At 41.7% G+C, this 271-nt stretch carries 1 protein-coding gene; it reads left to right on the forward strand.

What is annotated here, in order from left to right:
• Positions 1 to 271, forward strand: a 271-nt coding sequence (locus tag R0J87_RS20595; protein ID WP_498888578.1) for a D-alanyl-D-alanine carboxypeptidase family protein, incomplete at both ends; no start/stop codon positions are given.

A 271-nucleotide genomic window follows, 5' to 3' on the forward strand; every position in this document is an offset into this window, starting at 1 on the left:
GGTTTTTTGGGTGGTGAAACAGTCACGTATCGTGATCTTTTATATGGAACCATGTTACCTTCAGGTGGTGAAGCAGCAAACTCGTTGGCCATCCATACTGCAGGAAATGTGAAGGATTTTGTTCGCATGATGAATGAAAAGGCTGCTGAACTCGGATTACATGATACTCATTTTATGAACCCTGAAGGACTGCATGATGAAAACCAATATACAACCGCTTACGATGTTGCGAGCATGTTATCTTATGCGCTGAATGTTCCACATTTTAGAG

The organism is Halomonas sp. SIMBA_159 (genome assembly GCF_046536035.1).
Classification (GTDB): Bacteria; Pseudomonadota; Gammaproteobacteria; order Pseudomonadales; family Halomonadaceae; genus Vreelandella; species Vreelandella venusta_A.